The sequence below is a fragment of the Bartonella sp. TT110JLCBS genome, assembly GCF_042193405.1.
Classification (GTDB): Bacteria; Pseudomonadota; Alphaproteobacteria; order Rhizobiales; family Rhizobiaceae; genus Bartonella.
In genome coordinates this window covers 77,141-83,565 of record NZ_JBHILT010000010.1, presented here as the reverse complement: position 1 = coordinate 83,565, position 6,425 = coordinate 77,141, and the positions used below count along the sequence as shown (strand labels likewise).

Sequence of the window (6,425 nt, the reverse complement as noted above, 5' to 3'; positions counted from 1 at the left end):
CGATAGTAAGAAGGATCATTTTTGAAAGCTGTTATCGCAGAACCAATATCATTGAGTGCAGCTTGATAGGTTTGTTTTAAGCGATCAGGGTTGAGAGCAGGAATGTCACTTTTATTGAGAAGGGAGTGCAATTCACTCCTAAGTTGGTCAAAATTGATATCATTGTCACTATTTTTTGCAAAAAACTGTTCAAGACTTTCGCTGTTTAAGTTTGCAAGTATAGGGGAAATATTGTTTTTTAGGCTGTCTACGGTTTGTTGGACCATGGAGCTGTTTTCTAGAGCCGTTTTAGCTCCTATCTTTGCTGTACTAGAAACCACGTGGATGGCTTGGAGGGTCATCAGCAATGTTATGAGAGCCCAGGTGAGAAAGCCATGAAGAATCCCTGAGGTTTCAGCAAAACGTCCAGCTACAAAGCCTCCCAAGGCTAGGCTAATCAGTGTAACGATAACAGAACCCACGCCAAAGGAGAGGAAAGAGCCTTCAAATGGGGTTGAAGAGGTGAAATCCATTTGGCTTAAGCCTAAAGCGGCGACCAGAAAAGAGAGGCAGATTGAGGTGGCAAGAGCCGTCACCAGTCCCGCAAAGATTGCGGACCATGAAATGGGTGTGTGAAAGAGTGAATATTTTTCTTCTAGAGATGTTTCTCCTAGAAAATTCGTCTCAAATGGTGTGTTTTCAGGAATGCGAGTTTCCATGTTTTATCTCCTTGAATATGCTGGAGATACAATGCCTTTTTGCTAATTATGTTCCAAAAGTGAATAGATATGCGCCAAAAAGGAATAGGAAAAATCTAAAGCTAAGATCGAGATCATCATGGTGGGGCATTTTCTTTTGAAACTTTTGTTTAAAGCGCGTTCATAGAGAGTTTTTGTTGATCATAAAAAAGGGGGGTGAAAACGACAAGGCATGCCTATAGGGCTTTATGAGGTCATTATATGGATGCTGTTTTGTTTATATTCTTTCATAAATTTGAATTTTTATCTCATGACAACGTCTTGGTCGATAAACATATGATAAGCGTTACGAATGGGAATATATTTATGTTTCATAAATAAAAGCACATTTTGTATAGAGAGCTCTTTCTTTGTGTTTTAGCTATTGTATTCTTTTGACAAATGCTTTTCTTTTTGATTGTATCAAAAAGTTTAAAGAGAGACCTTGTTAGGATATAAAATGTTTCGTTCAACTTTTTTTAAAAATCGTGAAATCTATGGACCTCTTTGTATTGGATTTGATCCGAGCCATAAAGTTTTGCAATCGTGGAAACTAAGCTTTGATTATAAAGGTCTAAAAGATTTTTGTGATATTCTCTTAACAGCAGTTGTTGGTAAAGTAGGTATTATAAAGCCGCAAGTCGCATTTTTTGAATTATATGGTGTGGAAGGTCTTCAAGCTCTCAAAGAACTGATTGAAAATGCACACGAACAAGGCATATTGGTTCTGGCGGATGCAAAAAGGGGGGATATTGGCTCTACTGCTGAAGCCTATGGTAAGGCTTGGCTTGGTCCAAGTAGTGCGTTCAAGGTGGATGCCATGACAGTTAATCCTTTTTTGGGTTTTGATGCTCTTATTCCTCTGATAAAGGTTGCAGAAGAAACAGGAGCAGGGGTTTTTGTGGTTGTTCAGTCTTCTAATCCAGAGGGGAAACAAATACGAAATGCGCTTATTGGTGACCAGACACTCTCTCTTCATCTTGCACAGTGTATTTGTGATTATAATAGTCAGTCTTCGGTTCTCCATCATAATATTGGCCCCATAGGTGCGGTTATAGGAGCGACATTAGGATCTGAATCAAAAGACACAATCGAGCAGTTAAAAAATAGTCTGTTTCTCGTTCCGGGTATTGGCGCTCAAGGTGGAACAATGACACAACTAGCAAATCAATTTCCACAAAGACTTTTGCAGAATGTTATTCCCTCTGTATCACGCTCTATTACAGATGCTGGACGAAATATTGTTGATTTAAAAAATGTTATCAATCATTTTGCAGAACAAGCGCAAAGCACACTGATGTCTTGAGGATTTTTGCATCTGTAATAAATCTGAAGAATTTTGAGAGGGAGGGCTTTTGAGGGGAATGTTTCCGATTTATCCAGAATCAACTGTCGCTTTGAGGTTTCTTTCAACAAGCACAGATGTCTTTTCATTGAATGTTAAGCGGGCATTTCATGTTGAGCGGGAGGCTATGTTCCTATTGAAAGTACAAATATTTTCAGTAGATTGCCTTAAGGGTAAAGGTTTGCATCTTTTAAAAGCAAAAGCTTATGCATATTGTTACCAGTTTCCAGTTGATAAAGTTATTGCAGCGTTTGTTTCTATAAGATAGACACACGTTATCGGTGAATATATATTGTTGTTAGAGAAAAACATGTCATCAAAACAAGAAAAAACCAAAGCCCGTTTACCCCGTGGGTTTGTTGATCGTACAAGTGCACAGTTGTATGCAACTGAAACAATGATTGCGCAAATTCGTGAAGTTTATGAACTTTACGGTTTTGAAGCGCTAGAAACTCCAATTTTTGAATATACAGATGTGCTGGGTAAGTTTTTACCGGATTCAGATCGTCCAAATGCGGGCGTTTTTTCGCTACAAGATGATGATGAGCAATGGATGTCTTTGCGCTATGATCTTACCGCGCCTCTTGCTCGTTATTTTGCCGAGAATTTTGAAATTTTGCCAAAGCCTTATCGCAGTTATCGTCTTGGCTTTGTTTTTCGCAATGAAAAACCAGGTCCAGGGCGGTTTCGGCAATTTATGCAGTTTGATGCGGATATTGTTGGAACACCAACGGTAGCAGCTGATGCCGAAATTTGTATGATGGCAGCTGATAGTTTGGAAAAACTAGGGTTTCAGCATCATGAATATGCCATTCGTCTGAACAACAGAAAAATTCTCGATTGCGTTTTAGAGAAAATTGGTTTGGGGGGAAATGAGCAGGTTGAAAAGCGCTTAACTGTCTTAAGAGCAATTGATAAACTGGATAAATTTGGTTCTGAAGGGGTGTGTCTGCTTTTGGGAAAAGGGCGTTTGGATGAAAGTGGTGACTTTACAAAAGGGGCGGAGCTTAAGGATAAAGAGATTGAGTGTATTCTTACCTTAACTGCTGCTGGAGCTGAAACAGCAGAAGAAACGCTTGAGGCTCTTAAAGAAGTGGTTGGTGATCATGTTCAAGGGCGTGAGGGAATTCGTGAGCTTGAGGAAATGCAAGCAATTTTTGCCGCAAATGGCTTTCAGAATCGTATCAAGATTGATCCATCGGTGGTGCGTGGACTGGATTATTATACAGGTCCTGTTTTTGAGGCTACGTTGCTTTTTGATGTTTTCAATGATGATGGGCAGAAAGTTGTTTTTGGCTCCGTTGGTGGTGGTGGGCGCTATGATGGATTGGTGGCACGCTTTCGTGGTGAAAACATTCCAGCAACAGGTTTTTCAATCGGGGTCTCGCGCTTGATCGCTGCTTTGCAAAATCTTGGAAAGTTGCCTATGAAGGAGACAACAGGGCCGGTTGTGGTGCTGATGATGGATAAAGAGCCAGAGGCGGTTGCTGGTTATCAAAAAATGGTGATGCAGTTGCGTGGTGCGGGAATTCGTGCTGAGCTCTATTTGGGGGCATCGGGGATAAAAGCGCAGATGAAATATGCAGATCGACGCCAAGCGCCTTGTGTGGTTATCCAAGGTTCACAAGAACGTGAGAGCGGAAAAATACAGATTAAAGATTTGATTGAAGGGGCGCGTTTGTCTCATGAAATTAAGGATAATCAAACATGGCGTGAAAGTCGACCAGCACAAGTGACGGTTGATGAAGATCAATTGGTCAAAACAGTACAGGATATTTTAGCCGCCCAAAAATGATAATGGTAAAAGTCTTTATCGAAGTGATTGTTCGAAATATTTTGGAAATTTGAAATTCAATTTTTAAAATTTGTGCTTTGCTCGTTTATACGTGTTGGTGCACGCGTTCAAAAGCGGGGTTTTGAAGTGCGTGCGGCATAAAAGAGAGATTTTTTAAGAGATAAATAAGCGCTATTTGCTATAAAACGTGCCCTTCTGAGGATGCGATGATAATGCGTTAAAATGAGAAAAAAAATTGTAACGAACAAAAACTCTGAGAAAATTAAAGGGTTTCACGTAACGCTTCTGCAAAAGTTTATAAAAATATTGACAAGTTCATATTGGCTTCATCTTTGAATTCTCATCTATGAGTATCAAATCCTTTGATGTTTTCTTCTTGGACATTACAAAATCTAGCCTTATTGCAAAAGGAAGGAGAACTAGAGCGTTTTATCCTAAAAGACTTTTTAAGCTTCAAAAAACAATGGAATGACTTAAATCGAACAATTTTTTACAGGAGCATGTTTGGATGAATTGTAAGCTGCCATGATGGTAACTTACTAATAATATGCATTTTTCATAAAGTCAATTCTTTAACGGAGAAATGAAAATGGTCCAATATGATTTTACTCTGCTCTATGAACGAAATCCCTTTATTCTTGAAAGACCTGAGAATATTGGAAAATCATTTAAACTTCCTCCTTCAAATTTCGGATTTGAAGATCTTCCGCAAATCACTTTTTCAGGCGCCTCGTCGTGTCGAAGTATGATTTTTGAGTTATCATTTAATGGTATGAAAGCTTTTTTGGTGATGTTGTGGCAAATAGGGAAAATGTTAGAAGAGGAGGGCGAGGTGGATTTATGGTTTGATCAGATAATATTAGATCATGATATTCTTGAGGAATTTTTGATTTGTGATCTTTCAATTCAAAGACCAGAATATCTTAATTTTGAAAGTTTTAAAGAAGGTATCAGCGAATTGGAAACAAATAAAATTGTAGCGAAGGGGACAAAAGAAGAAGGTTATTTCATCAATCCAGATATTTTTGGTCTTCCTGAATGTGATGAAGATTTTGAGTTCGATGAAGAGGAAGAGTTAGATGAGGAAGAAATAAAGGCACAGTTTATGGCAGAATACTTGAAACAATAACTTCTTTAACCGTTTTTCTCTTAGAGAAAAATAAAAGCTTAGAATCAATGGCTATAAGAACAGTAATGAGTCTGTTTAGGGTATGTGAATTGGAATGTTTGCGAGATTTATTTTGAGTGAATCTTCTTTATAAACGGTTCTTTATGCAGAGCTGTTTTTATGCTGTGTTTGATTATTTTTATGGGACATAAGTCAATTTGAAGTGTGCAGCTCTTCAAACAAATGTTTGATCTGTATTTTCCCTCTTGATACTTTTGTGTACCTTGCGTCTTGATATTCACAGCTTTCGCCTTTGAAAGCATTTACGAGAAGCATTTTCACTCTTTTTAATCGTTTATTCAGATGCCAATTTCACATGTCGTGGGCAAGAAAATGGTTTTGATGGTTGCAATATAAGAAGGGATAAAATAAAACAATCTTATGATATTCGGCTCCTCTCATTCAATATGCAAAATTATAAATTATCTTTATAAATCAAATTATTATTTGACACAAAGTTTTTCTCAGTATGAGAAATTTAGCATTGATCTTGCATATTTCATCAATACGTTAATCCTTGATGTTTCCGAGAGAATTTTGCATGAATTTGCGCATTTGGCAATTGTATCCCCATTTTTTGAGAGCGTGCAACAGCTTTTAGCTCTTTGATTTTTTAGCTCCACAACGGGTCCAGATTTTTCATCAGCAATTTTTCAAGCTTTTGCAAAGCCGTTAAAACATGAAAGATTTATTGAAAAATTATTGCTGGAATATTTTCTCACAGAAGGCACACAATCAACTTATCGTGTCTGCTTTCACGAATAGAGGTTGCAAAAAATAAACGACACATATTCCCTTAGTAAGGAAATGTGTGTCGTAAAGTTTTGTTTAAATAGACGATTGGGGGAATTAGCTTTTCAAGGCTTTTAAAACATGTTGTGGTGAAGAAACTTCATAAGGATCTGTTGCACAATTATCTGAAAAACCCGCTTCTTCGAACCATTGTTCAACCACTCCATCGTTAATAACAGCAGCATAGCGCCATGATCGCATGCCGAAACCAACATTGTCTTTTGCAACCAGCATACCCATTTTGCGCGTGAATTCACCAGAGCCATCGGGAATTAATTTCACATTTTTGATATTTTGTGCTTTTCCCCAAGCATTCATGACAAAAGCATCATTGACGGAAAGACAATAAATTTCATCAATACCCGCTTGTTTAAATTCATCATAGAGTTTTTCAAAATCAGGCAGTTGAAAGGTTGAACAAGTAGGGGTAAAAGCTCCAGGAAGAGAAAAAAGAATAACACGCTTTCCTTTAAAGTAAGCATCACTGTTAACTTCTTGCCACCGATAAGGATTGTCTCCAGCCACTGATTCATCGCGTACGCGTGTGTGGAATGTTACATTGGGAACTGTTTTTTTCATCATCATGATGCTCCTGTATTCTTTTACGAA

At 38.0% G+C, this 6,425-nt stretch carries 5 protein-coding genes and 1 pseudogene; 4 read left to right on the top strand and 2 right to left on the bottom strand.

Going from position 1 to position 6,425, the window contains the following annotated elements; translation table 11 throughout:
- A pseudogene (locus ACFILW_RS05725) lies at positions 1-698 on the bottom strand (DUF3792 domain-containing protein); the annotation flags it as partial.
- A 478-nt stretch (positions 699-1,176) separates the two neighbouring features.
- Between ACFILW_RS05725 and pyrF the strand changes: the two are divergent.
- From pyrF to ACFILW_RS05705, 4 genes are all read left to right on the top strand, one after another.
- Positions 1,177-2,022, top strand: a complete 846-nt coding sequence (pyrF, locus tag ACFILW_RS05720) for an orotidine-5'-phosphate decarboxylase (RefSeq protein ID WP_375685325.1) — start codon at positions 1,177-1,179, stop codon at positions 2,020-2,022.
- Positions 2,023-2,080: 58 nt separating this feature from the next.
- Positions 2,081-2,329 (top strand): hypothetical protein, encoded by a 249-nt coding sequence (locus ACFILW_RS05715; RefSeq protein ID WP_375685324.1) that lies wholly within the window; start codon positions 2,081-2,083, stop codon positions 2,327-2,329.
- 42 nt (positions 2,330-2,371) lie between these two features.
- Complete coding sequence (gene hisS, locus ACFILW_RS05710) at positions 2,372-3,856, top strand: histidine--tRNA ligase (protein WP_375632472.1); 1,485 nt, start codon at positions 2,372-2,374, stop codon at positions 3,854-3,856.
- Positions 3,857-4,439: 583 nt separating this feature from the next.
- Positions 4,440-4,985, top strand: a complete 546-nt coding sequence (locus tag ACFILW_RS05705) for a replication protein (protein WP_375685323.1) — start codon at positions 4,440-4,442, stop codon at positions 4,983-4,985.
- Positions 4,986-5,873: 888 nt separating this feature from the next.
- Here the strand turns inward: ACFILW_RS05705 and ACFILW_RS05700 are convergent.
- A complete protein-coding gene (locus ACFILW_RS05700) occupies positions 5,874-6,398 on the bottom strand; it encodes a peroxiredoxin (RefSeq protein ID WP_375613588.1) in 525 nt (174 codons plus the stop codon).
- Positions 6,399-6,425 lie beyond the last annotated feature (27 nt).